The sequence below is a fragment of the Pseudarthrobacter sp. L19 genome, assembly GCF_050859435.1.
Lineage (GTDB): Bacteria > Actinomycetota > Actinomycetes > Actinomycetales > Micrococcaceae > Arthrobacter.
The window spans coordinates 574,901-595,523 of the sequence record NZ_CP193935.1; the positions used below are offsets into that span (position 1 = coordinate 574,901).

Genomic DNA, 20,623 nt, shown 5'->3' on the forward strand with positions numbered 1-20,623 from the left:
TCATTGTCCGGCTCCCGCCGCGGCGGGGGTGGCGGTGCTGGTGGTGAGGTGCGGGCCCATGACGGCGAAGACCATGGCCAGGGAGGTGGCACCGGGGTCGGCGGTGCCGAGGCTCTTCGCGGCCAGTGGGCGGGCCCGGCCCTTGAGGGGCAGCAGGTCTGCGGTGGCCTCCGCCGCCGAGGCCGCGTCGCCGGCCGCCGCCTGCCAGGCCAGGCCCGGGTCGGCGCCGTCCTGCACCGCGCGGGTGAAGGAGGTGGCGAATGGGAGCAGCGCGTCCACCATGGTCTTGTCGCCGGGTTCGGCCTTGCCGAGCTCGACGATGCGGTCGGCGAAGGCCGTCACGGCGGATGCGACGGCGGCGGCGTCGGGGGCGGCGGTGTTTCCTAATGTCTCGCCGACGGCGCGCAGGCCCGCGCCCCAGAGCACTCCGGAGGTTCCGCCGGCCTTGTTCGCCCACGCGTCGCCGGCGGCGGCGAGGACGTCGCCCGCTCCCGCGCCGTGGTCGAAGGCTTCGGCGGCGGCGGAAACGGCGGCGTCGATGCCGCGGACCATGCCGCGGCCGTGATCGCCGTCGCCGGCGACGGCGTCCATCCGGCCCAGCCGTTCCTCGGCGCCGTGAAGGGTTGCTTGGGCCGCCGTCAGGGCCTCGACGCAGGACGCCGCGAAACCGCGGGAGGCGTCGGTCGCCTCGAATGCTGCGGTCCCGGTGCCGGCGTCGTCCGTGTCCTCATCGGCGGCGGGCCCGGACCCGGCTGCCACCGCACCGCGGCGGAACGCCGGCGTTTCCGCCGCCGCCGTCCACAGCGGCTCCAGCTCCTGGTCCAGCCAGGTGAGCGTGAGCGATACCCCGGCCATGTCCAGGCTGGTGACCAGCTCGCCGACCTCGGGCATGACCAGGGTGTACCCCGCGTCGCGGAGTAACGGCGCCACGGCACCCCAGAGCACAAAGAGCTCCTCGTGCTTGGTGGAGCCGAGCCCGTTGAGAATGACCGCCAGCCGGTCCCCCGCACTCTCGGGCTTCTCGGCCAGGACCCGGGCCACGAGTTCCCGGCCCAGCTCCACGGCCGACGGCAGGTCCGTGTCGTGCAGCCCCGGTTCGCCGTGGATGCCAAGCCCAAGTCCCATCTGGCCTGCGGGAAGGGAGAACAGCGGCTCCCCGGCACCCGGGAAGGTGCAGCCGCCGAAGGCGCTGCCGATGGTCCGCGTCAGGTCGTTGGCCTTGCGGCCCAGGCGGACCACCTCGGCCAGGCTGGCGCCTGCGTCGGCGGCCGCACCCATCACCTTGAAGACGGTGAAGTCGCCGGCGATGCCCCGTCGTTTGGCTGCCTCGGCCGCGGGGGCGCTGGCAATGTCGTCCGTCACAAGGACGTTCTCCACAGCGACTCCCTCGGCGGCAAGGCGGTCGCTGGCCAGGCCGAAGTTCATCACGTCCCCGGCGTAGTTGCCATAGGCGAAGACGACGCCGGCGCCGGACTCGGCGGCCTTGGCCACCGAGTAGGCCTGCTTGGCGGAGGGTGAGGTGAAGATGTTCCCCACCACGGCGCCGTCGGCCAGGCCTGCGCCGATCAGCCCGGCGAAGGCCGGGTAGTGGCCCGAGCCTCCGCCGGCGAGGACGGCGACCTTGGGCTGCTGCGGTCGTCGACGGCGGACGGCTCCGCCGGGAACCGGCCGGACCAGGTCGGCGTGGACGTCGCAGAAGCCGGCCAGGGCTTCCTCGGCGAATGCTGAGGGGTCGTTGAAGATTTTCGTCATGGTGGTTCTCCGGCGTCCGGGTGGTCGGGTGGGCTGGGTGGCGGGCTGCTAGTGCAAGTGGCTGCCGCCGTTGATGTCGATGGTCGTGCCGGTGAGGTAGGCGGAGTCCTCGGAGGAGAGGAAGGTGATGACGGAGGCGACTTCCTCGGTGCTGGCGTTGCGGCCCAGCGGGATCCCGGCGTTGATGGCCGCTTCCTGTTCCGCGGTGCTGCCCACCCGGATGTTGGTGTCGACGGCGCCGGGGGTGATGGCGTTGATGGTGACCCCGGTGGTGCCGAGCTCGCGGGCCAGGGCCTTGGTGAAGCCGAGGATGGCCGCCTTGGCCGCGGAGTAGGGCACCTTCCCAAAGACGCCGCCGCCGCGCTGGGCGGAGACGGAAGACATGTTCACGATCCGGCCCCAGCCGTTGGCGATCATGTCCGGCAGGAACGCCTTCGTGACCAGGTAGGTGCCGGTGGCGTTGACGTCCATGATCTTGTGCCAAAGCTCCAGGGTGGTCTCCAGGAACGGAACCGGAGAGGTGATTCCGGCGATGTTGGCCAGGGCGCCGACTGGCGGGAGAGTTACCGGCGGCCACCTCGGCGGCGACGGCGGCTTGTGCGGCGGTCACGGAGGCTTCGTTGGCGACGTCGATCTCGTGGCCGAAGGCGGGGACATTGAAGTCGTTGCCGATCTCGGCGGCGACCTTGGCCGACTTCTCACCGTCGAGGTCGAGGATCACCACCGCCCAGCCCTCCCGGGCGTAGCGGCGGGCGGTGGTGATGCCGATGCCCCGGTCGGAGGTGGCTCCGGTGAGGACGGCGGTGCGCTGGATGGTGGTCATGGTGGTGCTCCTTGGGTGTGTGCAGGTCAGATGAGGTCGGTGATGAAGCTGGCCGCTTTAGCGGTGGCCGCTGGGCGTTCGTCGTTGGTGACGTCCCGGGTTTCCAGCTCGAGGGAAAAGTGGCCGGCATAGCCGTCGGCCGCGAGCCGCCGAAGTCCGCCGGCGAAGTCGGCGTCGCCGTTGCCGATGCTGAGGTTGATGTTGCCCGGCACGGCGTCGCGCAGGTGGACGTGGCTGATCCGGCCCCGGTGACGGTCCAGGTAGGCCTGGAGGTCCTCGCCAGCGGCGACGATATGGCTGAAGTCCATGACGATCCCGACGCCGGAGTCCGCCAGCCGGTCAGCCAGCCGGCCCGCCCGGTCCAGGTTCCAGCAGAGCCGGAGGAAGTGCAGGGATTCGGTCCAGACTTCGACGCCGAACCCGGCGGCCCGTTCGGCGGCGTCGGCGAGCCGGGCAGCCACGAGGTCCAGGTCCTGGTCCAGGCTGCCGCCGATGGGCGCGTGGCCCAGGGCGCCGCACGGGAGGACCAGGGCCGTGGCTCCGACGGCTGCGGTGAGCGTGAGCAGGGCGTCCAGGTGCCGGCGGCGCCGCTGCTCTCCTGCCGCGTCGAGTAGGGCATTCAGGTCACCGATGTCCCCGTTGACCGAGCGGGTCCGGAGTCCGGAGCCGTTGACCGTGGCCGCGACCGCCGCTACGGCGGACGGGTCCAGCTCGTAGGGCACATGGTCGCAAACGCCGGGCAGCGCGCCCAGGTCAATCTCCTCGAAGCCCAGGTCCCCCATGGTGGCCAGGGCCGGCCCGAGCTTCAGGTGCCGGAAGCTGATCGATGAGCATCCGAGTCTTGTGTGGAACATCGCTGGTCCTTTGATGTGCGGCTGTCGTAGTGACGGGCACCACACTAGCTGTGTTTACTGTCAACAGTCAACCATCAAAGTTGACTGTTGACAGAGATCATGATGCAGGTCACACTTGCCATATCATTTGTTAACAGTCGACAGCGGCGGACCTCCTCCAGCCGCTTTTCGAAAGGGAACCACCATGAGCAAAGATGCTCTGAGCATGCGAGGCCCGGTCCACGGCACCAAGGACGCCCGGCGGGTGGCCATCGGATCCGGCGTGGGGGCCGTGATTGAGACGTACGACTTCATCGGTTTCGGTACCGCTGCGGCGCTCTACTTCGGCACTGCCTTCTTCCCCGGCACCGATCCGGTGACCGGCACCCTCGCCTCCTTCGCCACCCTGGGCGTCGGTTTCGCCGCCCGCCCGCTCGGCGGCATCATCGGCGGCCACCTCGGTGACAAGGTCGGCCGCAAACCCGTCCTGGTGGCCTCCCTCATCCTGATGGGCCTCGCCACCTTCGCCATCGGCCTGCTGCCCACCTACGCAGCGGTGGGGCTGATGGCTCCCGCGCTGTTGGTGTTCGTCCGTATCGTCCAGGGTCTGGCCTTCGGCGCCGAGTGGGGCGGGGCCATCCTGATGAGCTACGAGCATGCGCCGTGGAAGGCCAAGGGCAAGTACACCGGCATCGTCCAGGCCGGCTTCCCTGTCGGCCTGCTGCTGGCCAACCTGACGTTCCTCTTCAGCGTCCAACTCGGCGGCGAGCTTGCCTGGCGCATTCCGTTCCTGGCCAGCATCCTGCTGGTTGCCGTGGGCCTGGTCATCCGGTCCAAGGTTCCCGAGTCCCCGGTCTTCGACGAGGTCAAGGACAGCGGGGCCATCGTGAAGGCCCCCATCGTGGAGGTCATCCGGACGGACTGGCGCAATATCGTCAAGGGCATCGGCCTCCGCATTGCCGAGACCGCTGGCTACGCCGTGTCCATCACGTACATGATTTCCTACATCAACAGCCAGCACCTGGCGGATAAGAGCCAGACCCTGATCGCGCTCTGCATCGCCTCGGCCATCGGCATCTTCGCCACCCAGGCCTGGGCGGCACTGACCGACCGGATCGGCCGCCGCCCGCTCTACGTCTGGTCCACCGCCTTCGCGGCCCTGTTCGCGATCCCGATGTTCCTGCTGGTCAACACCGGCCTGTTCATCGCCATCATCCTCACCATCGTCATCGCCTACGCGGTGTGCCAGAACTCGCTGGCCGGCGCCCAGGGCGCCTGGTTCCCGGAGCTCTTCCAGGCCAAGACCCGCGCCTCCGGTGCCAGCCTGGCCTACCAGATCTCCGCCATGGTCTCCGGCTTCACCCCGTTCATCACCACCCTGCTGTTCGTCAGCTTCGGCTGGATGGGTCCCGCGCTGCTCTTCGGTGCCTACGCCCTGATCGGGCTCTGGGCCGCGATCGCCACCCGCGAAACGTGGGGCAAGCGGGAACGCGACCTGGCCGACGAGGCCACCAAAAGCACCCCCAGCACCGTCAACGCCTGAATGACCGGCACGGACCACACCACCACGGAGTCAGCAATGCCTACAGAAACCCTCCAAGACGCCGCCCCTCAGCGACAAACACAGCACACCACGGTGAGCGCCGAGCGCGTGGGGAAGATCGCCGCCGCCGCCTACCGGATCCGGCACCACGCCCTCATGATGGGCGAGGTCCAGGGCCAGGGCTATGTCGGCCAGGCCCTCGGTGCCGCCGACATGCTCGCCACCGTCTACCGCGACCAGCTCCGGTTCCGGCCGGAGGACCCGCACTGGGAGGCCCGCGACCGCTTCCTGCTCTCCACCGGCCACTACGCGATCGGTCACTACGCGGCCCTGGCCGAGGCCGGCGTCGTCCCGGTTGAGGAACTGGAGACCTATGGCTCGGACGACTCGCGGCTGCCGATGTCCGGGATGTCCACCTACACCCCGGGGATGGAAATCTCGGGGGGCTCCCTGGGCCACGGCCTGACCATCGCCGTCGGCATGGCCCTGGGCCTGCGCTACCAGGGATCCACGTCCCGGATCTTCAACTTCCTCTCCGACGGCGAGCTGGATGAGGGCTCCACCTGGGAGGCCGCCATGGGCGCGCACCACCACCAGCTGGGCAACCTAACGGCCATGGTCGACATCAACGCCCTGCAGGCCGACGGCAAGACCGACACCGTACTCCGCACCGAACCGGTCACCGAGAAGTGGGAGGCCTTCGGCTGGTACACCCAGCGGGTGGACGGGAACGACGTCGGCGCGCTGCTGGCGGCATTCGACAACGCCGCCGCCCAGGCCGCCGCCGTCGGACGCCCCTCCGTCATCCTGTGCGATACCAAGGTGGGCCGCGGCGTCCCGCTGTTGGAGAACCGCGAAAAGGCGCACTTCATGCGCATCGAGGAACACGAATGGCAGATCTGCCGCGAGCAGCTCACCGCCGGATACGAAGGAAAGGCGTCAGCATGAGCACCACCACCCCGACCGCCCCGGCATCCGCAGCCGGCACGGCCGCCAAACCCAAGCTGAAGACCTCGGCCATGATCGCCTCCTTCGCCGACCCGGGGCAGAAGACCGCCAGCGCCCCGTTCGGGCACGCCCTGGTCAAGGCCGCGCAGGAGAACGACAAGATCGTGGGCCTCACCGCGGATCTGGGCAAATACACGGACATGCACATCTTCGCCCAAGCGTTCCCGGAACGGTTCTTCCAGCTGGGCATGGCCGAGCAGCTTCTCTTCGGCGCCGCGGCCGGCCTGGCCGAGACCGGGCTGGTCCCGTTCGCCTCGACGTATTCGGTGTTTGCCGCCCGCCGCGCCTACGATTTTCTGTGCCTCGACGCGGCCGAACCGAACCTGAACGTCAACATCGTCGGCGGCCTGCCGGGCCTGACCACCGGCTACGGCCCCAGCCACCAGGCCACCGAGGACATGGCAATCTTCCGCGGCATGCCGAACCTGACGATCGTGGACCCCTGCGACTCGGTGGACATCGAGCAGGCCGTCCCGCAGCTGGCCGCCTCGGACGGGCCCACCTACCTGCGGCTGCTGCGCGGCAACGTGCCCACGGTGCTGGACGAGTATGGCTACACCTTCGAGCTGGGCAAGGCCAAGGTGCTGCGCGGCGGCAACGACGTCGTGTTCATCTCCTCCGGGCTGATGACCATGCGGGCGCTGCAGGCGGCGAAGGCGCTGGCCGAGCACAACGTGGACGTCGCCGTCGTCCACACCCCGACGATCAAACCGTTCGACGCCGCCACAGTCCTCAAGGAAATCAACACCGACCGCCTCGCAGTGACCCTGGAGAACCACTCGGTGGTGGGCGGGTTGTTCGAAACTGTTGCGTCTGCCGTCGTCACCGCGGGGCTCGGCAAGCGGGTAGTTCCGGTGGCCCTTCCGGACCAGTTCCTCGACGCCGGAGCGCTGCCCACCCTGCACGAGCGCTATGGCCTCGCGGTGGACCGGATCGTCGCCAAGGTGCTGGCCGAACTCGGCTGATACCCGGCGGAGGCAAGGGGCACGGAGTCGGGAGATCCCGATCCGTGCCCCTTGTCGTAGTATCGGAGCACAGGCAACTGTAGACAGTCGACCATTAACACAGAGGACCACCCATGACCGGAGCATCCACCTCCCTCCCCCTCCTCGGGCTGGAGAAGAAGAGCCTGCGGGAACAGGCCGTGTCCTCCCTGCGGACCGCCATCACCAGCGGCGACCTGGAGCCGGGCCGGCATTTGGTCGAAACCGAGCTGTCCGAGATGCTGCACATCAGCCGCGGAACGCTGCGCGAGGCGCTACGGCAGCTGGAGCAGGAGGGCCTGCTCTCGGCCGGCCCGCGGGGCCGGCTGTCCGTTCGCCACCTGGACGAGAAGGAAATCCGGGACATCTACGCCGTCCGCGCGGCGCTGGAAAGTTTGGCCGCCCGCAGCCTCTGCGAACTCGACGACCGGGAGCACGTGATCGCGGCGCTGCGGACCGCGGTCGACGCCATGCGCACCGCCGAGGCGGAGGGGCTGCAGGCCAGGGTGGAGCGGGACCTAGACTTCCACCGCACCCTCTGCCGGCTCACCGGCAACGAAACCCTGCTGCACACCTGGGAATCCCTGGAGGGATCCATCCGGATGTCCATCATGTTCGCCGGCCTGGACAAGGGCGTGCGGAACATGAGCGTGGACCGGCACCACGACATCGTCGCCGCCATCGAGACCGGTGACGCGTCCCTGGCCCGGAAGACCATCCGTGAGCACATGGACCAGGCGGCGGACAACCTGGTCGGCTAGGACCCGCCGCTTAAACCACAAACGCGGGGCCACCCCGCCCCGCCCGGCGGACCGGACGGGCGGGGTGGCCCCGCGTTGTGGTGCTGTGGCCTAGAGTGCGGCGAACACTTCGCGCAGCAGCTTGGCGGTCTCGGACGGCGTCTTGCCGACCTTCACGCCGGCAGCCTCGAGGGCTTCCTTCTTGGCCTGTGCGGTGCCCGCGGAGCCGGAGACGATGGCGCCTGCGTGGCCCATGGTCTTGCCCTCGGGGGCGGTGAAGCCGGCCACGTAGCCGACGACCGGCTTGGTGACGTGGGCCTTGATGTAGTCGGCCGCACGCTCCTCGGCGTCGCCGCCGATTTCGCCGATCATGACGATCGCCTTGGTCTCGGGGTCGGCCTCGAAGGCCTCGAGGGCGTCGATGTGGGTGGTGCCGATGACCGGGTCGCCGCCGATGCCGATGGCGGTGGAGAAGCCCAGGTCGCGCAGTTCGTACATCATCTGGTAGGTCAGGGTGCCGGACTTGGAGACCAGACCGATCGGGCCCTTGCCGGTGATGTTGGCCGGGGTGATGCCGACCAGGGCCTCACCCGGGGTGATGATGCCGGGGCAGTTCGGCCCGATGATGCGGGTGACCTGCTTGCCGTTGGCGTCCACCTTGGACTGGGCCAGGGCCCAGAATTCGGCGGAGTCCTGAACCGGAACGCCCTCGGTGATGACGACGACCAGGCCGATGCCGGCCTCGATGGCTTCGACGACGGCGTCCTTGGTGAAGGCCGGCGGCACGAAGACGATGGAGACGTCGGCGCCGGTCTCCGCCATGGCTTCCTTGACGGTGCCGTAGACGTTGATTTCCTTGTCGCCGTGGACGACGGTGGTGCCGGCCTTGCGGGCGTTGACGCCGCCGACGACGTTGGTGCCGGCCTTGAGCATCAGGGCGGTGTGCTTGGTGCCTTCGCCGCCGGTGATGCCCTGGACGATGACCTTGGAGTCCTTGTTGAGGTAGATAGACATGTCGCGTCCCTTACTTCGCTGCGTTGGCGAGCTCGGCGGCCTTGTCGGCGCCCTCGTCCATGGTGGCGGCCAGGGTGATCCAGCGGGTGGTTGGCCTCGGCCAGGATGCGGCGGCCTTCCTCGACGTTGTTGCCGTCGAGGCGGACGACCAGCGGCTTGTTCGCGGAGGAGCCCAGTTCGGCGAGAGCGCCGACGATGCCCTTGGCGACGGCGTCGCAGGCGGTGATGCCGCCGAAGACGTTCACGAACACGGCCTTGACCTGCTCGTCACCGAGGATGACGTCCAGGCCGGCGGCCATGACCTCCGCGGAGGCTCCACCGCCGATGTCCAGGAAGTTGGCGGGCTTGACGTTGCCGTGCTTCTCGCCGGCGTAGGCGACGACGTCGAGCGTGGACATGACCAGGCCGGCACCGTTACCGATGATGCCCACCTCGCCGTCGAGCTTGACGTAGTTCAGGTCCTGCGCCTTGGCCTTGGCCTCCAGCGGGTCCGCTGCGTCCTTGTCCTCCAGGGCGGAGTGCTTCGGGTGGCGGAAGTCGGCGTTCTCGTCCAGGGAGACCTTGCCGTCCAGGGCGACGATGTCGCCGGCGCCGGTCTTGACCAGCGGGTTGACCTCGACCAGGGTGGCGTCTTCCTTCTTGAAGACGTCCCAAAGCTTGAGGATCACGGCGGCGACCTTGCCGCGCAGTTCCTCGGCGAAGCCGGCGGCGTTGACGATTTCGTCGGCCTTGGCCTGGTCGATGCCGACGGCCGGGTCGATGGCAACCTTGGCCAGCGCTTCCGGGCGTTCGACGGCGAGCTGCTCGATTTCCATGCCGCCCTCAACCGAGCACATGGCCAGGTAGTTGCGGTTGGCGCGGTCCAGCAGGACGGAGAAGTAGAATTCCTCGGCGATGTCGGCACCCTGGGCGATCATCACCGTGTTGACGGTGTGGCCCTTGATGTCCATGCCGAGGATGTTGGTGGCGTGTTCCAGAGCCTCGTCGGCGGTCTTGGCGACCTTAACGCCGCCGGCCTTTCCGCGGCCACCGACCTTAACCTGTGCCTTGACGACAGTTACGCCGCCGATCTTCTCGGCAGCTGCCTTTGCTTCTTCAGGGGTGTGCGCCACGATGCCAGCAAGCACGGGTACACCGTGCGCCTCGAACATATCGCGCGCCTGATATTCAAACAGGTCCACGGTTTAGTGTCCTTCTACGTCGAAGTAGTTTCTGTACAGCCGCTCGCCGCTGATTCGCGGTGACCGGGCTGCGGATTAAAGGCACCCTGCGACAGGTCCGGAGACGAGCCGCACGACGCAATGCTCCTTGTGGAACTCTAGTCCTTTGGAGCGGGCAGCCCGACCCACAGTACAGGTTATGTGAGTAACGACACTATTCTATTGAGCGTAGAGAAACCCCTACATTACGGGGATTTTGAGGCCTTCGGAGCCGCCGCGGAGGGCGTGGCGCCGGGTCCCTTAATGAGCTCGTAACGGTCGCGGGAGACGAAGAAAGCGACCTGCGCCGAGACGTTTCCGCAGGCCACGCCACCGTCGTAGGCGGAGCAGCGCAGGCCGTTCCGCTCCACGTTGCCGCCCTCCGGCAGGACCGCCAGCTGGGAGATCGGCCCGGTGGCGCTCCCCGTGGGCCCGTATTCCGCCTCCAGGGCTGTGACGCCGGAGCGGCATTCACCGTAGACGGCCTTGTCCGGGGTGAGCAGCGCCGTGCCGCCAAGGTAGCCCAGCCCGGTGCCGGCGCAGTCATCCGCGATGTCCTGGGCGGCCGGGCGGGGGTAGGCGGAGAGTTCGCATTGCGCGACGGGGACGATGGCCAGCTTGGCGTTGGCCGGCGCGGTGTAGCTGTTGGGTTCGTAGGGAAGGTTGATGCTGGTGCCCCGGGCCGAGGTGAGGCTGCAGGCCACCGTGTGGTCCGCGGTCACGAAGCTGACGGCGTCTGTGCCTGCCCCGAGGGTGGCCGGGTCCGTCAACGGCGCCTGGCGGAGCTGCTCGAGGACGGGCAGCGACGCCGGCGGGACGTAGTCCGGGTCCTGCCGGGTGACACTGCAGCCGCTGGCCGCGAGCAGCACCAGCGCGGCGAGGGCGGCCTGCTTGGTTCGACGCATGGGCTTCATTATGCCAACCGGGGTGGCCGGTACCGGCACGGGCAACCGCCGCCCGGTCAGGCCGTGGCGCCGGTCAGGCCGTGATTTTGGTCAGCGGTGCGTAGCGGAGCAGGAGGCGCTTCTCGCCGACCGCGAAGGTCACCTTCGCGACGGTCTTGTCCCCGGCGCCCTCGACGGCCAGTACGGTGCCGTCCCCGAAGCTGGTGTGGTTGACCCTGTCCCCGACGCTGACGGCCACGATCTCCTTCTGCGGCTGGACCCGGTTCCGGGCGATCGCCGCCGGGACATCGGCGTTGAAACCGGCAGCGGCGTCGGCCCCGGTGCCGCGGGCCGTGCCCGCGCCCCAGAAGGATCCGCTGTAGCGGCTGGAGCCGATGGACCCGCCGCCCCAGCTGGCCGCCTGGCGGCTGGTGCCCTCGCGCTTCCACTCGACCAGCTCGGCCGGGATCTCCTCGATGAACTGGCTGGCGGGGTTGTACTGGCTCTGCCCCCACATGTTCCGGACCTCGGAGCGGGTGAGGTAGAGCCGCTTCCGGGCCCGGGTCAGGCCCACGTAGGCGAGCCGGCGTTCCTCCGCCAGTTCCTTGGGGTCGGTGGCCGAACGCTGGTGCGGGAAGAGCCCGTGCTCCATGCCGGTGAGGAACACCACCGGGAATTCCAGGCCCTTGGCGGTGTGCAGGGTCATCAGGGTGACCACGCCGAGCCGCTTGGCCTCGGCCACGGCGGCATCGATATCAGCGCCGGGAGCGTCCGGGATCTGGTCCGCGTCCGCTACGAGGGAGACCTGCTCCAGGAAGGCGCCGAGCGAACCCTCGGGGTTGTCGCGCTCGTATTCACGGACGACGGCGACCAGTTCGGCGAGGTTTTCGACGCGGGACTCGTCCTGCGGGTCCGTGCTGGAGCGCAGGGTGGCGAGGTAACCGGTCTGTTCCAGGACCGCCTCGAGCGCCGCGGCCGCACCGGAGCCGGCCGCCACCTCCGCCAGGTCATCGAGCATCTTGACGAAACCGAGGACCGCGTTCACGGAGCGGGTAGCCATGCCGGGCGCCTCGTCGGCCCGGCGGGCGGCGGCCATGAAAGAGGTGCGGTCGCGCTGGGCCAGCGAGGCCAGGGCACCCTCGGCCCGGTCGCCGATGCCGCGCTTGGGCTCGTTGAGGATGCGGCGCAGGTTGACGTCGTCGTCGGGGTTGACCAGGACGCGCAGGTAGGCCAGGGCGTCCTTGATTTCCTTGCGCTCGTAGAAGCGGGTGCCGCCAACCACCTTGTAGGGCAGGCCGACGCGGACCAGAACGTCCTCGATGGACCGGGACTGGGCGTTGGTGCGGTAGAAGATCGCGACGTCGCCGGGGCGGAGGTTGCCCTCGTCCTGCAGCCGGTCGATTTCCTTGGCGATGAACTGGGCCTCGTCGTGCTCGTTCTCGCCGACGTAGCCGACTATTTTCTCGCCGTCGCCCTCGGCCGTCCAGAGGCGCTTCTCCGGCCGGTTGGGGTTGCGGGAGATGACCGCGTTGGCGGCGCTGAGGATGGTCTGGGTGGAGCGGTAGTTCTGCTCCAGCTTGATGGTGCGCGCGTCCGGGTAGTCCTTTTCGAACTCCACGATGTTGCGGATGTCCGCGCCGCGGAAGGCGTAGATGGACTGGTCCGAGTCGCCCACCACTGTCAGTTCCGCCGCTGCCTCGCCCTCGCCGACGATCTCGCGGACCAGGGCGTACTGGGCGTGGTTGGTGTCCTGGTACTCGTCCACCAGCACGTGCCGGAAGCGGCGCCGGTAGGAATCCGCGAGCGCCGGGAAGGCCCGGAACATGTACACGGTCTCGGCGATCAGGTCGTCGAAGTCCATGGCGTTGGCCTGGCGCAGGCGCTGGGTGTAGCCCTTGAAGACCTCTGCGACGGCCTGTTCGAACGGGTCGTTGTGGTTGGCGCTGGAGGAGTAGCTGTCCGCGTCGATCAGTTCGTTCTTGAGCGCGGAGATCTTGTGCTGGATGGCCTTGGGCGCAAACTTCTTGGGGTCCAGGTCCAGGTTCTTGGCCACCAGGGTGATGAGGCGGAGCGAGTCGGCCGAGTCGTAGATGGAGAAATTGGAATTCAGGCCAACATTGGCGGCCTCGCGGCGCAGGATGCGGACACAGGAGGAGTGGAACGTGGAAATCCACATGGTCTTGGCCCGGCCGCCGACCAGCGCTTCGATCCGCTCGCGCATCTCGGCTGCGGCCTTGTTGGTGAAGGTGATGGCCAGGATCTCGCCGTGGTGCGCCCGCCGCGTGGCGATCAGGTAGGCGATGCGGTGGCTGAGCACCCGGGTCTTCCCGGACCCCGCGCCGGCCACGATCAGCAGGGCGCCGCCGGCGTGCTTGACTGCCTCTTCCTGCTGCGGGTTCAGGCCCTGGAGGAGGTCCTCGGCACTGGGTAGCCGGTGCCGCTCGCCGTCGACATGGCCATGCCCGCCGTCGCCCCCGTGGCCGTTCGCCAGGGCGGGCATCCCGGTGCCGGCGCCCGCGTGAGCCGCCGCTTTCGCGGGCGCGCCCGGGGTCGCAGCTGCTTGGAAGGGTCCGTCGGCGTAGGGGTCAAACAACATATCCATGGTGTTAACAAGTCTAGGTGGTGCCACCGACGGTGAGGTTCGGGGCTACTGCACGGACCCCCGCTGGAGCGCGGCGCGGAGCTCCCGCACCGCCGTCGCTCCCCCGGCGATGAACCATTCGAGGCCGTTGACGCGGACGACGTCGGTGCTGCCGCCGGCCGCCCGCACGATCGCCTGGCCGGGCAGCCAGTCCCATTCCGGGCAGCTGTGCTGGAACCAGCAGTCGAGTTCGCCGTCGGCCACGCGGGCCAGGTCGCAGGAGCCTGATCCGAACATCCTCAGCGACGCCGCGGAGACGGCGGCCGCGTGCCAGGGCATGGCGCACATTGGGTCCGCGAGCCAGGTGGGGTGGATGTAGGTGGCTGCGCCCTGCTCAGCGAGGGGCGACTGGTCCCGCGCCGGTGCGGCTCCCTCGGTGGCGAAGCCGGTCAGCCGCTCCCCGTTCAGGGTGGCGGGGTGGTCGATGCCGCCGAGCCAGAGCTTGTCCGCCTCGGGTTGGAAGATGGCGCCGAGGATCGGCCCGGTAGCGTCCTTGAGCGCGAGGGCGGAACACCAGTAGCTGGAGCCGTGCAGGAAGTTGTAGGTGCCGTCCACTGGGTCGATCACCCAGGTCCGTCCGCTGGTACCGGTCTTGGCGGCCCCCTCCTCGCCGAGGATGCTGTCCTCGGGCCGGCACCGCTGGAGCTGTTCGAGGACGTAGGCTTCCGCGGCGTGGTCGGCGGCGGTGACGACGTCGGACACGGAGGTCTTCTGGTGGCCTTCCAGCCCGGCGTGGCGCATCAGCAGGGCCAGGTTGCCCGCCTCCCGGACCAGGGCGGCGGCCAACTCGGCGTCGTCGAGGTCGGGGCTGAGGTCCGCGGCGCTGTGCCGGCCGAGCCGGTGCCTGCCGAGGTCGCTGTGGCCGAAGTCGTTGCTGCCTGTTTCGCTCATTCGTTCAGCCTACCGGCGCCGGGCATAGGGGCGGGGTGCAGGGGCGATAATGGGTCCATGGCCAAAACACCCGCCCAGCGGCTCAAAAACACGGCGCCAACGCTGCCCTCCCCCAGCATCAGCTGCCTCCGGTGATCAACCCCAGCATCTCCCGGACGCCGCAAAAGGCGCAGAGCAACGGCAACCTGATCCTGATCGCCGGCGTGGTGGCGAGCCTCTTCCTGTTTTGGTATCTGCACCTCCTGACACTGAACCAGCTGACCCAGCTCAGCGGCGGGCTGCCAATGCCGGATTCGCTGATCGGCGGCTTTGACCAGGGGTTCGTTGACAAGCTTCGCACGGCCATGGATAACGACGCCCGCGGACAGTTGAACTATGTGCATAAGACCGCCGGGACGCTCTTCCCGCTGATCTTCGGCTTCACCTGGCTGCTATTGATCGGGGTCAACGTGGCCAGGAAGCCGCTGCGCTGGGCGTTCTGGGCCCTGCCGCTGCTGTTTGCCGTGGTGCGGCTCTGGGGGAACGCCGCGATCGACGGCATGATGTCGGCCGGCACCCTCGATGGCGGGCAGGTGGCGTTGGCTTCGGGGCTCACGGTGGCCGGGTGGGTGCTGTTGCTGCTCAACCTGCTGGCCGGCGGCGCAGCCGTGTTCCCGAACCGGAAGTCGTCCCCGGCACGCGGAGCTGCTGGGGACTAGTGCCGGCCGAAGCCGGCCGCGCGCCACAGCCGTGACCACAGTGACGAGGGGCCGAGTTCGACCGCGATAAACTCCCGGGTCTGCTCTGCGCGGTGAGGGGCCCCGGCGTTCTCAAAGTGCGTGACGGCCTCGGTCAGTGCCGCTCGTGCAGCCGACTCGTCGCCCATGGACAAATACGAGCGTCCGAGAAGGAACCACGCGTCGCCAAGGAGTTGCGGAGCAACGGCAGCTGTGCAGATGTCCTCCAAAATTTCGGCTGCACCGGCGGCATCCCCGGCCAGAAAATTCCAATGCGCCCGATTACGTCGGAGAAGGAGAATGTCACTTTGGGTGCCCCCAATGATGTCCGTTGCCAGCTCGGCCCTCTCAATGCACCTGAGGGTGTCAGCATCCGCAACATCTGCCGCTAAACGCATGGCGGCAGACGCCTTATTGAATTTGGCCCAGACGTCCAGGTTTTTGGTCGGGGAAAAGGTCGCGGCAGCGAGCTCGTGGTAGTGCAATCCATCCTGAATTCTGCCGCAGAGGAAGGCGACGTTACCCACGACCCAAAAAGCCTTGCCTGCCAACTGGTCATCAAGTTCATCAGAAACAGCCAAGGCAAGCTTTTTACTCTCCGCCCAGGCTTCGTCGAATTGGCCGCCATCGGCTAGCGCGGCGATAAGCGCCTGCCTTGCCTGCACGTTGATTTCCAGATCGGAGTCGCCAAGGGTGAGGTCCGCTGCCCGTCGGGCACAGTCGGCCGCCTTGTCGAGGAGGCCTGCGCCCTGACGTGCCTTCGCAATCAGGATGTGCGTCCGGGCTTGGTCCCGCTCACTCACGGGTAAAGCGGCCTCCCGGAGCAGTGCTGTGCCGAGTTCCACGCACGCGTCGAACTGTTCGGCATCCAATAGGTTTTCGGCACGCAGGAAACTCATATTCCACCACGCAGCCGCATCGCCTGCACCCAAAGCAATCTCGGCGGCCTGTTCCGCGCTCCCGGCCGCCTCGGCAAAAGCGTGGTGGCTGCGCTGCTCATGCGCCTTGAGCTCGGCGGCGGCATACAGCGGCGATACGGAGTGCATGAGACCAGTATCGAGTGCATTCGAAGAAAAAGGGAACGCGGCACGCAAACTACGCCGACTCGTGACCTCAGCTGCGCACGATTAGCACAGTTTTTAAAAGATCTTGAATTCTTGCTGTGCGGCGTGTCCACTACCCCTATACTGAAGCTGCATTACACGAGTCACTTCAGCCACTTACGTAACAGGAGCCCTCCATGAAGAAAACCCTTGCAACCCTCCTCGTCGCCGGCGCCCTGGCTGCAGCGGGCCTCTCCGCGGCTTCCGCCGTGTCCGCTAATGGCTCGAACACGGGCTCTGTCGAGGCCGTCTACTACTGGCCGAACTCCACCCCGAAGAACTAACACTGGGGTTAGCTGCTGAGGGCGGGTGCCGGATTTCGATCCGGCACCCGCCCTTTGTTTTGTTCTCCCGAAAGAAATCAGCGGCTTACTCCGCTGCCGCGCTCCAGGCGAGAATGTTCTCTGCAACGGTCTCGGCCGGGGCAGGCCTGCTGAAGTAATAGCCCTGCCCGCTGGAGCAGCCCAGCCGCACCAATTCCTCGGCCTGCTCCACCGTCTCGATCCCCTCCGCCACGGCTCGAAGCCCGCAGGCGTGGATCAGGTGGAGCACGGCCTCGACAAACCGGCCCTGCTCCTCGTCGGTGCCCAGGCCGTCGATGAGGCTCCGGTCGATCTTGACGACGTTCACCGGCAGCCGCCGCAGGTAGCTGATGGACGAGTAGCCGGTGCCGAAGTCGTCGATTTCGAGCTGGACACCCAGCTGGCGCAGGCCGCTGAGCGAGTACTTGTCCACGTCGCCTCCGGTCACCGCCATGGATTCGGTCAGCTCGATGATGAGGTTGGCGGCATCCACGCCGGTCTCGCGGAGAATGTCCTGGACGTGCTCAATCAGCTCCAGATTCTGCAGCTCGGTGGTGGAGATGTTGACCCGCATGGAGAAGTCCTCGTCCAGCGGGAGCTCCTCCTGCCAGGTCCGCAGCTGCCGCACCGCGGTCTTCAGCACCCAGTGGCCCAGGTCCACGATCATGCCGGTCTCTTCGGCCAGCGGGATGAACTGGTCGGGCATCAGCAATCCGCGCTCGGGGTGGTTCCACCGCACGAGCGCTTCGACGCCCTCCATCCGGCCGGTCGCGAGCTCCACGACGGGCTGGTAGTGCAGGACCAGCTGGTCCTCGAGGATGGCAGTGCGCATTTCGGTCACCATCAGGCTCTGCAGCCGGCGGGCGTAAAGCAGTGCGGGTTCGAAGACCTTGATCCCGCTGTGCGGCTGGGCCTTGGCCGCGTACATCGCGGTGTCTGCCTCCATCACCAGGTCGTCCACGGACTGGCCCGGTTCAGCCACCCGCACGCCGATGCTGGTACCGCAGGTGATCCGCAGGTCGCCGATCTCCAGGCTTTCGTTCAGTGCCTTCAGGATCCGGTTCGCTACGCGGCGGGCACGGACCAGGTTCGATTTTGGCAGCATGACGGCGAACTCGTCGCCGCCCAGCCGGGCGACGGTATCGGTCACGCGGACGGCCTCCTGGAGGCGTCGGGCGATGACCCGCAGGACGTCGTCGCCGGCGCTGTGGCCCAGCGTGTCGTTGATGCCCTTGAAGGAGTCCAGGTCAAGGATCAACAGGGCGGGCGGTGCCTCACCACGGGAGGTCTCGGCCAGGGCGTGGCTCAGGACGGAGTTCAACGCCGTGCGGTTCGCGAGCTGGGTGAGCGGGTCCGTCAGGGCCATCCGCTCGAGTTCCACCTGCGCCTCGCGGAGCATGGCGGTCCGGCTGTCGACCCGCTCCTCCAGCTCCTGGTAAATGGTCTGCAGGTCATCGGCCATCAGGTTGATGCCGGCGATGACGGCGGCGACATCGTCGCGCGCACCCGAGTGGGGAATGCGGGTGCTCAGATCGCCGCTGGCGATCCGGACAATGCCCTCGACCAGGTTATGGAGCCTGGGATCCGGTTCACTTTTCACTCGGTGTACTGCCTTAACCATTCGAGGGCCGCTGGACGGGAAAGAAAAAATTGCGCAGGGATGCTCTCGCTGCGGGAGCGCAGCAAGTAGTGCGCGATCACCCGGTCCACGGGGCCCTCCCCCACGATGGCGACGGCGCGGGCGGCGGTCGACTCGGAGTAGACGTGCCGGGCCTCGGGGCTGACGCCGATGACACCGGAGATGTTGAGCATGACGCCGACGCGGTTGCGGCCGGCGATCGCCTGGACGGCGGCGGCGGCCCGCCGCGCCACGGGGCCGCCGATCTCGACGTCGCGCGGCATTTCCAGTTCAACGAGCGACGGACTGACGAGCGTAACGGCGATCGCCGACGTCGTCGTCCCGGGAGAGGTATCCAGCGGCGGGGCCGCCGGGGGTGCTGCCGTCATGGGCGTCCCTCCGGCGCACTGAATGCGCGCGAACGGGCGGGCGCGGGGTCGCCAAAGGCCGTCGCTGCCGTGACCGGCACAACCCTTGGTTCAGACATTCGTCCCCAGCACTGCTCAGTCGTTGATTTCGCATGCGCCGAATGGAACCCGGCACAAGACTCCCGGCGTTCCGGCGAATGACCCCATGATAGTGCACGTCAGCTACCGAATGAGATGTACGACACCCCGTCGCAGGGGCGACCCGGCCGCCCCGTCGTCCAGCTAGCGCCCAGCCAACCAGGGCCCTGCCGGCCGCTCACCCTCCGGAACGCGCGGCATGCGCCTTGCGCGTCGTCCGTTCCTTCCGCACCCGCTGGGCCACGACCAGACCAACCGCCGCGGTGCCGATGGTGATCGGGTAGCCCATCAGCCGTTCGAGGGTTCCGGGCTCGGGGACGGCCATCCCCGTGATGCCGCCGGCGATCAGGGCGGCCAGTCCCACCGCGCCGCAGGCCAGGATGAACCAGCCCAGCGGCGTCCGGCGACGCCAGAGCCAGCCAATTAACCCCAGGGCCAGGCCCCGGCGGAGAAGTACGCCACGGCGCCGATGTAATGCCACGGGGAGCCGGCGTCCTCGGGCACCAGCCCGACGACCACGGTCCCGGCACCGGCGATGGTGGTGAGGGCTCGGGCGATGAACGCCGGTACGGACGCCGGGCGCCGGCCACGGGTGCGGGGCAGCCGTTCCCCGGCGCGGGCCGCCACTCCGATCACGGCAGAGGTGAGCAGCAAGGCCCCCACCATCATGCCGATGCCCTGAACGATAAAGGAGGCGTTCATCAGCAGGTGGGCCGGGGAGCAGACGTCGCGGCCCGAGTAGGTGCCGCAGTGCAGGGCGCCGAGGTCGCTGATATAGCCGGTGCGGCGGCTATATGCCTCCCTTCCGGCCCATGCGCCGATCACGGCGGTCTCGGCCACGAAATATTGCAGGACACTGAGCTTGGCCAGCGCCCCGGCGTAGAACCGCGTGGACGCCACATCCGGAAGGTAGAGGAGCTCTCGGTCTGCTGCGCGTGCGGGGGCGATCATGCCTTGAGCGTAGTACGCGCCCCCACCTTGTATGCTGGTATCCGTGTTCGGACGGGTCGGCTGTGGCCGGCCGCGACGGACGCCCGCCCTCGTAGCTCAGTGGATAGAGCACGGCTCTCCTAAAGCCGGTGTCGTTGGTTCGATTCCAATCGAGGGCACGTGGATTCCCAGAGCCCCGGCACTCCTGCCGGCAGCCACGCCACCGGTCAGCACGGGGCGGACGAGGACCTGCACTCCTACCTCTTGGGTACCTGGACCGTGGCCCGCACCATGCTTGACCGTGCCACGGGCAGCAGGGGTTCCTTTGCCGGCGTCGCGCGCTTCACGGCGACGGACGACGGCGGCCTCCGCTTCCGCGAAGAGGGCACGGTGACCTGGAACCCGGCCGGCGACCCGCCCTTCACCGGTCCTGCCAGCCGCGAATACCTGCTCCGCCCCACCGCCGCCCCCGGCGTCATGGACATGCACTTCGCCGATGGCCGCCCCTTCCACCGGATGGGTTTCGGGCCGGACACCGCCAGTGACCGCCACTGGTGCGATCCGGACACGTACCGGGTGCGCTACACCCGGCTCGGCCCGGACGCCTTCCGCTACACCTGGGATGTCACCGGCCCCGCCAAGGACCTGCTGCTGGAGTCGGAGCTGCGCCGGGACCCTGCACCGCAGCCCGGCACCAACCCGGACATCGTGGTCTCCGCCGTCTGCGTGTACGACGCCCGCGGCCGGCTGCTCACCGTCCGCAAGCGCGGGACGCACAAGTTCATGCACCCCGGTGGCAAGCCCGAGGCCGGGGAATCCGCGGCGCAGGCCGCGTCCCGGGAACTGGCCGAGGAGGTCGGCATCGTCCTGCCGCCCGAGGCCCTGCAGCCGCTGGGCCGGTGGCTGGCCGACGCCGCCAACGAGTCCGCCACCCGGATCGACGCGACGGTCTTCACCGCGCCCGGGACCTGGACCGCGGCGCCGTCGGCCGAGATCGCGGAGATCCGCTGGCTGGATCTGGCCGGCGAGCTTCCGGGCGACCTGGCCCCGCTCCTGACCGAGCACGTGCTGCCGCTGCTCGCGGCGGCACCCGACGGCCGGGCTTAAGCGGGGCCGGGCCCCTACGCCCGGGTGACC

General features: G+C 68.3%; 17 protein-coding genes, 1 tRNA gene and 4 pseudogenes. 9 read left to right on the forward strand and 13 right to left on the reverse strand.

The genetic code is table 11. The features are described 5' to 3' along the window. The 3 genes and pseudogenes from ACRQ5B_RS02565 to ACRQ5B_RS02575 form a co-directional block, all read right to left on the reverse strand. On the reverse strand, positions 1-1,752 hold the full coding sequence (locus ACRQ5B_RS02565) for a dihydroxyacetone kinase family protein (protein ID WP_432396659.1): 1,752 nt from the start codon (positions 1,750-1,752) through the stop codon (positions 1-3). Positions 1,753-1,800: 48 nt separating this feature from the next. After that, positions 1,801-2,575 (reverse strand): annotated as a pseudogene (locus tag ACRQ5B_RS02570) (SDR family NAD(P)-dependent oxidoreductase). Between the two features lie 26 nt (positions 2,576-2,601). Beyond that, entirely contained in the window at positions 2,602-3,429 is an 828-nt protein-coding gene (locus tag ACRQ5B_RS02575) for a sugar phosphate isomerase/epimerase family protein (RefSeq protein ID WP_432396662.1), read from the reverse strand. A gap of 184 nt (positions 3,430-3,613) precedes the next feature. Between ACRQ5B_RS02575 and ACRQ5B_RS02580 the strand changes: the two genes are divergently transcribed. From ACRQ5B_RS02580 to ACRQ5B_RS02595, 4 genes are all read left to right on the forward strand, one after another. Continuing rightward, entirely contained in the window at positions 3,614-4,951 is a 1,338-nt protein-coding gene (locus ACRQ5B_RS02580; protein ID WP_432396665.1) for an MFS transporter, read from the forward strand. A gap of 36 nt (positions 4,952-4,987) precedes the next feature. Then, a complete protein-coding gene (locus ACRQ5B_RS02585) occupies positions 4,988-5,899 on the forward strand; it encodes a transketolase (protein ID WP_432396668.1) in 912 nt (303 codons plus the stop codon). Beyond that, entirely contained in the window at positions 5,896-6,924 is a 1,029-nt protein-coding gene (locus tag ACRQ5B_RS02590; protein ID WP_432396671.1) for a transketolase family protein, read from the forward strand. The genes ACRQ5B_RS02585 and ACRQ5B_RS02590 overlap by 4 nt, the downstream gene beginning before the upstream one ends. Positions 6,925-7,037: 113 nt before the next feature. Beyond that, the gene (locus tag ACRQ5B_RS02595) at positions 7,038-7,703 is read left to right on the forward strand and encodes a GntR family transcriptional regulator (RefSeq protein ID WP_432396674.1); all 666 of its coding nucleotides are present in this window, start codon (positions 7,038-7,040) and stop codon (positions 7,701-7,703) included. 90 nt (positions 7,704-7,793) lie between these two features. Here the strand turns inward: ACRQ5B_RS02595 and sucD are convergent, their stop codons facing one another. From sucD to ACRQ5B_RS02620, 5 genes and pseudogenes are all read right to left on the reverse strand, one after another. Beyond that, positions 7,794-8,696, reverse strand: a complete 903-nt coding sequence (sucD, locus tag ACRQ5B_RS02600; protein ID WP_290258672.1) for a succinate--CoA ligase subunit alpha — start codon at positions 8,694-8,696, stop codon at positions 7,794-7,796. Between the two features lie 10 nt (positions 8,697-8,706). Then, a pseudogene (gene sucC, locus ACRQ5B_RS02605) lies at positions 8,707-9,877 on the reverse strand (ADP-forming succinate--CoA ligase subunit beta). Between the two features lie 224 nt (positions 9,878-10,101). Then, the gene (locus tag ACRQ5B_RS02610; RefSeq protein WP_432396677.1) at positions 10,102-10,809 is read right to left on the reverse strand and encodes a hypothetical protein; all 708 of its coding nucleotides are present in this window, start codon (positions 10,807-10,809) and stop codon (positions 10,102-10,104) included. A 64-nt stretch (positions 10,810-10,873) separates the two neighbouring features. Beyond that, positions 10,874-13,381, reverse strand: coding sequence for a DNA helicase PcrA (pcrA, locus tag ACRQ5B_RS02615; RefSeq protein WP_432396680.1), 2,508 nt, complete (start codon positions 13,379-13,381; stop codon positions 10,874-10,876). Positions 13,382-13,426: 45 nt separating this feature from the next. Continuing rightward, positions 13,427-14,311 (reverse strand): inositol monophosphatase family protein, encoded by an 885-nt coding sequence (locus tag ACRQ5B_RS02620; RefSeq protein ID WP_432396682.1) that lies wholly within the window; start codon positions 14,309-14,311, stop codon positions 13,427-13,429. 57 nt (positions 14,312-14,368) lie between these two features. Here ACRQ5B_RS02620 and ACRQ5B_RS02625 point away from each other — a divergent pair. Then, positions 14,369-15,009 (forward strand): annotated as a pseudogene (locus ACRQ5B_RS02625) (hypothetical protein). On the opposite strand, the gene ACRQ5B_RS02630 reads toward ACRQ5B_RS02625, so the two are convergent. Next, on the reverse strand, positions 15,006-16,073 hold the full coding sequence (locus ACRQ5B_RS02630) for a tetratricopeptide repeat protein (protein WP_432396684.1): 1,068 nt from the start codon (positions 16,071-16,073) through the stop codon (positions 15,006-15,008). The pseudogene ACRQ5B_RS02625 and the gene ACRQ5B_RS02630 sit on opposite strands and share 4 nt — an antisense overlap. 194 nt (positions 16,074-16,267) lie before the next feature. On the opposite strand from ACRQ5B_RS02630, the gene ACRQ5B_RS02635 reads away from it, so the two are divergent. Beyond that, a complete protein-coding gene (locus ACRQ5B_RS02635; RefSeq protein ID WP_432396687.1) occupies positions 16,268-16,414 on the forward strand; it encodes a hypothetical protein in 147 nt (48 codons plus the stop codon). An 85-nt stretch (positions 16,415-16,499) separates the two neighbouring features. On the opposite strand, the gene ACRQ5B_RS02640 is transcribed toward ACRQ5B_RS02635, so the two are convergent. From ACRQ5B_RS02640 to ACRQ5B_RS02655, 4 genes are all read right to left on the reverse strand, one after another. Continuing rightward, positions 16,500-18,032, reverse strand: a complete 1,533-nt coding sequence (locus tag ACRQ5B_RS02640) for a putative bifunctional diguanylate cyclase/phosphodiesterase (protein ID WP_432396690.1) — start codon at positions 18,030-18,032, stop codon at positions 16,500-16,502. Further along, positions 18,029-18,439: a hypothetical protein gene (locus ACRQ5B_RS02645; protein WP_432396693.1), complete on the reverse strand. Its 411-nt coding sequence runs from the start codon at positions 18,437-18,439 to the stop codon at positions 18,029-18,031. Before ACRQ5B_RS02645 ends, ACRQ5B_RS02640 begins: the two co-directional genes overlap by 4 nt. A gap of 295 nt (positions 18,440-18,734) precedes the next feature. Then, complete coding sequence (locus tag ACRQ5B_RS02650) at positions 18,735-19,037, reverse strand: hypothetical protein (RefSeq protein WP_432396696.1); 303 nt, start codon at positions 19,035-19,037, stop codon at positions 18,735-18,737. Continuing rightward, positions 18,980-19,507 (reverse strand): hypothetical protein, encoded by a 528-nt coding sequence (locus tag ACRQ5B_RS02655; protein WP_432396698.1) that lies wholly within the window; start codon positions 19,505-19,507, stop codon positions 18,980-18,982. The genes ACRQ5B_RS02650 and ACRQ5B_RS02655 overlap by 58 nt, the downstream gene beginning before the upstream one ends. Positions 19,508-19,592: 85 nt before the next feature. On the opposite strand from ACRQ5B_RS02655, the gene ACRQ5B_RS02660 reads away from it, so the two are divergent. From ACRQ5B_RS02660 to ACRQ5B_RS02670, 3 genes and pseudogenes are all read left to right on the forward strand, one after another. Then, positions 19,593-19,665 (forward strand) — tRNA-Arg (locus tag ACRQ5B_RS02660). Between the two features lies 1 nt (position 19,666). After that, positions 19,667-20,146: pseudogene (locus ACRQ5B_RS02665) on the forward strand (DUF6314 family protein); the annotation flags it as partial. Between the two features lie 48 nt (positions 20,147-20,194). Next, complete coding sequence (locus ACRQ5B_RS02670; RefSeq protein ID WP_432398668.1) at positions 20,195-20,593, forward strand: NUDIX hydrolase; 399 nt, start codon at positions 20,195-20,197, stop codon at positions 20,591-20,593. Positions 20,594-20,623 lie beyond the last annotated feature (30 nt).

What these genes read in the sequence shown, in the direction of transcription:
- ACRQ5B_RS02565 (WP_432396659.1), bottom strand. Translation starts at nt 1,752, where the DNA reads ATGACGAAAATCTTCAACGACCCCTCAGCATTCGCCGAGGAAGCCCTG.
- ACRQ5B_RS02575 (WP_432396662.1), bottom strand. Translation starts at nt 3,429, where the DNA reads ATGTTCCACACAAGACTCGGATGCTCATCGATCAGCTTCCGGCACCTG.
- ACRQ5B_RS02580 (WP_432396665.1), top strand. Translation starts at nt 3,614, where the DNA reads ATGAGCAAAGATGCTCTGAGCATGCGAGGCCCGGTCCACGGCACCAAG.
- ACRQ5B_RS02585 (WP_432396668.1), top strand. Translation starts at nt 4,988, where the DNA reads ATGCCTACAGAAACCCTCCAAGACGCCGCCCCTCAGCGACAAACACAG.
- ACRQ5B_RS02590 (WP_432396671.1), top strand. Translation starts at nt 5,896, where the DNA reads ATGAGCACCACCACCCCGACCGCCCCGGCATCCGCAGCCGGCACGGCC.
- ACRQ5B_RS02595 (WP_432396674.1), top strand. Translation starts at nt 7,038, where the DNA reads ATGACCGGAGCATCCACCTCCCTCCCCCTCCTCGGGCTGGAGAAGAAG.
- sucD (WP_290258672.1), bottom strand. Translation starts at nt 8,696, where the DNA reads ATGTCTATCTACCTCAACAAGGACTCCAAGGTCATCGTCCAGGGCATC.
- ACRQ5B_RS02610 (WP_432396677.1), bottom strand. Translation starts at nt 10,809, where the DNA reads ATGAAGCCCATGCGTCGAACCAAGCAGGCCGCCCTCGCCGCGCTGGTG.
- pcrA (WP_432396680.1), bottom strand. Translation starts at nt 13,381, where the DNA reads ATGGATATGTTGTTTGACCCCTACGCCGACGGACCCTTCCAAGCAGCT.
- ACRQ5B_RS02620 (WP_432396682.1), bottom strand. Translation starts at nt 14,311, where the DNA reads ATGAGCGAAACAGGCAGCAACGACTTCGGCCACAGCGACCTCGGCAGG.
- ACRQ5B_RS02630 (WP_432396684.1), bottom strand. Translation starts at nt 16,073, where the DNA reads ATGCACTCCGTATCGCCGCTGTATGCCGCCGCCGAGCTCAAGGCGCAT.
- ACRQ5B_RS02635 (WP_432396687.1), top strand. Translation starts at nt 16,268, where the DNA reads ATGAAGAAAACCCTTGCAACCCTCCTCGTCGCCGGCGCCCTGGCTGCA.
- ACRQ5B_RS02645 (WP_432396693.1), bottom strand. Translation starts at nt 18,439, where the DNA reads ATGACGGCAGCACCCCCGGCGGCCCCGCCGCTGGATACCTCTCCCGGG.
- ACRQ5B_RS02655 (WP_432396698.1), bottom strand. Translation starts at nt 19,507, where the DNA reads ATGATCGCCCCCGCACGCGCAGCAGACCGAGAGCTCCTCTACCTTCCG.